The sequence below is a fragment of the Streptomyces sp. D2-8 genome (genome assembly GCF_023184515.1).
Lineage (GTDB): Bacteria > Actinomycetota > Actinomycetes > Streptomycetales > Streptomycetaceae > Streptomyces.
Genome location: NZ_JAAHBP010000056.1, coordinates 1 through 3904, shown reverse-complemented (window position 1 = coordinate 3904; position 3904 = coordinate 1). Strand labels below are relative to the sequence as shown.

1 protein-coding gene is annotated in these 3904 nt (G+C 71.2%); it reads left to right on the top strand.

Annotated elements, in window-relative coordinates:
- Nucleotides 1-261: 261 nt before the first annotated feature.
- Nucleotides 262-3904, top strand: a 3643-nt coding sequence (locus tag G3I77_RS40405) for an Ig-like domain repeat protein (RefSeq protein WP_248512447.1), incomplete at its 3' end; no start/stop codon positions are given.

Here is a 3904-nt window from a genome sequence, read left to right as displayed (position 1 = left end):
TGTCGGCGGTCACCCCGCCCGGCACCGCCGGAGCGGTCGACGTGGTCGTGACCAACCCCGCCGGATCCGACACCGCCGTCGGCGCCTTCACCTACGTCGCCGGCCCCGGCATCTGACCCACCCACCACAGACGGGCCCTGGCTGCCGCCAGGCGGTAGCTGGCAGCCCGTCAGACGCCCGCCCGCGACGGCCGGTCCGGCCTCACGGGCGGGCGCCCCCGCTCGGCCGCAAGTCCCATCCCTCAGGAGGAGGGTGTTGCCCGTGTCCGTCGATCTGCTTCCGCTCATGCGTGCCGCGAGCGTCACGGTTCCCGCTGTCGCGCTCTCCACCATCCCGGTGGGTGACGGCCCCACGGGGGTTGCTCTCGCCCGCCTGGGCCGGGTGGGTTATGTGACGAACTTCGGGTCGGGCACGGTCACGGCGCTGGACACCGTCACCCGGTCCGCCACCGCCACGGTCCCCGTTGGTTCCGGCCCGTGGGGGGTGGCCGTCAACCCGGCTGGGACGGAGGTGTATGTGGGCAACTCCGGTTCGGGGACGGTCAGCGTGATCGCCACCCCCACGAACGCCGTCACCGCGACGATCGGAGGCATCTCCACCCCGTTCGGTATCGCCTTCGCCCTGGACGGCGCCCGCGCCTACGTGGTCAGCCAGGACACCGACAGCCTCATCGTGCTCGATACCGCCACGCGCACGGTCGTGACGAGCGTGCCGGTAGGCAGTGCCCCGTACGAGGTGGCGCTCAGCCCGGATGCCCCGCACGCGTACGTCAGCGACTTCGGCAGTGGCACCGTCACGGTCGTCGACACCCGAACCCTCACGGTCATCACCACGATCGGCGGCTTCACCCAGCCGCGCGGCCTGGCCGTCACCCCGGACGGCCAGCGGCTGTATGTCGCCGACCACGCGGGCGGCACGGTCAGCATTGTGGACACCACCACCTACACCGTCGCCAAGACCATCAGCGGCTTCAACGCTCCCTTCGCCGTGGCCATGGGTCCCCGCGGGGTCCTCGCCTACGTCACCGAGAGCGGCGCCGGATCGCTCACGGCGATCAACCTGGCCACCAACGCCCGCGCCGCCACTGTCACCGGTTTCAGCGATCCCCAGGGGCTTGCCGTCACTGCGGACAGCCGCCACATCTATGTAACCGGCACCGGCACCGGCAGCGGCACCGTGAGTGTGCTGAACATTCCGGTGGCCGTCTCACCCGACCAGGGCCCCACCGGCGGCCGTACCCCGGTCATCCTCACCGGACGCGACTTCCTCCAGGCCACCCAGGTCCGCTTCGGTGACCGCCACGCCACTTCGTTCACGATCGTGGACGACACCGTCATCACCGCCGTGACCCCGGCGGGCAGCGGCGCCGTCCCGGTCACCGTCACCATCGCCGGTGTCCCCCACCCCATCGGCTCCTATTTCTACCTGGCACCCCCGCGGATCCGCACCATCTCACCGGCTACCGGTCCGAACGACGGCGGCAACACCCTCACCCTCACCGGCATCGGCCTGTACACCACCCAGGAAGTACGCCTGGGCGCCACCAGCGTGTACCCGACCGTCGTCTCCGACGCCCAGCTCGTCCTGACCGCGCCCCCCGCGCCCCCCGCGCCGCCCGGACCCGCCATAAGGGTCCCGGTGGTGGTGACCACCCTGGGCGGCGTCGCCGGCGGTCCCGCCTACACCTATCTCGACCCGCCCACGACAACCAGCTTGAGTTCCTCGCCGGAGCTTCCCGTGGTCGGCGAGCAGGTGACCTTCACCGCGGCCGTAGCACCGGCCCCATCCGCAGCCGGTGCGCCCACGGGTACGGTCTGGTTCGACTTCGGTGACGGCACCGTCCCGGTCACCGCCGTTGTCGTCGACGGGCTGGCCACAGCGGCGCACACCTACACGAGCACCAGCGGCAGTCCGTACACGGTCACCGCCGCCTACAGCGGGGACAACGACTTCGCCCCGTCGTCGGATGTCACGGAGCAGGCGGTGGTGCAGGCGCCGACCTCCACGACCGTCCTGTCCTCCCCGGAGCCCTCCGATGCGGACGGGCCGGTGACCGTCACCACGCGGGTCATCGTGGCCGCTCCCGGCGCCGGGCGACCTACGGGCACGGTGACCGTCGATTTCGGCGACGGCACACCGCCTGTCGTGCAGGGCCTCGTGGACGGCCTGGCCACGGTCACCCACACCTATCCCGCGAGCGAGGCCACCTACACAATCACCGCCTTCTACAGCGGAGACACCGATTACGCCTCCTCCACCGATGTCCGCACCCACCGGGTGGTGGCCGACATCCAGGCCACGACCACGACCGTGTCCTCCTCCCCGGATGCGTCGACGACCTGGCAGCCGGTGACCTTCACCGCCTCTGTCACGACCGTGGCGCCGGAGGCGGGCACGCCCACCGGCACCGTCACCTTCGACTTCGGCGACGGCACGCCGCCCGTCCCGGTCGCTGTGGCCGGCGGGGCCGCCGTCGTCAGCCACGCCTACACCTCCGCGACCGGCAGCCCGTACCCCGTCACCGCCCTCTACACCAGCGACAACGAAGAGTTCAGCTCCTCCACGGGATACGACACCCAGACGGTGAACCCGGCACCCACATCCACCACCGTCAGTTCCTCGCCCGAGCCGTCCCTGGTGGGCGAGCCGGTGACCTTCACCGCCACCGTCACACCGGACGCCGCCGAGGCAGACGCGCCGACGGGCATGGTGGTCTTCGACTTCGGCGACGGGACGGCGCCGGTCGCAGCGCCGGTCGATGACGACACGGCGGTGATCACCCACGCCTACGCCACCACCGCCGACAGCCCGTACACGGTCACCGCCGCCTACGCCGGGGACGCGGACTTCACCGGCTCCACCGACACGGCTGCCCACACGGTGGACCAGGCACCAACGAGTGTCACGGTGACGTCCGCGCCGGATCCGTCGGTGGCGGGCGAGCCAGTGACCTTCACCGCCACCGTCACCGCCGAAGCCCCCGGAGCGGGCACTCCCACCGGCACTGTCACCTTCGACTTCGGCGACGGCACCACCCCCCTCACCGTTCCCCTGACCCAGGCAGCGGCAACGACCTCCCACACGTACCCGAGTACCGCCAGCAGCCCGTACACGGTCACGGTCGCCTACGGCGGCGACGCGGACTTCACCAACTCCACCGGCACAAACACCCACACCGTGAACCGGGCATTCACCACGACCAGCGTGACGTCCGCGCCGGATCCGTCGGTGGTGGGCGAGCCGGTGACCTTCACCGCCACCGTCGCGCCGCTCGCTCCTGGAGCGGGCACTCCCACCGGCACCGTCACGTTCACCTTCGGCGACGGCACCACCCCCCTCACCGTTCCCCTGACGGACGGCTCCGCGACCGCCACCCACACCTACACCACCAGGCCCGGCGGCCCTGCGGAGGTCACCGCCACCTACGACGGGGACCTGGACTTCATCCCCTCTACGGGCGCCGCCCTGCACACCGTAGAACGGGCATCGACCACGACCACTGTGGTCTCGGTGCCGGATCCGTCGGTGGTGGGCGAGCCGGTGACCTTCACCGCCACCGTCGCGCCGCTCGCTCCTGGAGCGGGCACTCCCACCGGCACCGTCACGTTCACCTTCGGCGACGGCACCACCCCCGCTACCGTGCCCCTGACCGGCGGCACCGCCACCGTCACCCGCCCCTACACCACCCGCAGAGACGGCCCCTACACGGTCACCGCCACCTACAGCGATGACATCGACTTCACGTCTTCTGCTACCACCACCGCGCACACAGTGAACCGGGCATCGACCACGACCACTGTGGTCTCGGTGCCGGATCCGTCGGTGGTGGGCGAGCCGGTGACCTTCACCGCCACCGTCGCGCCGCTCGCTCCTGGAGCGGGCACTCCCACCGGCACCGTCACGT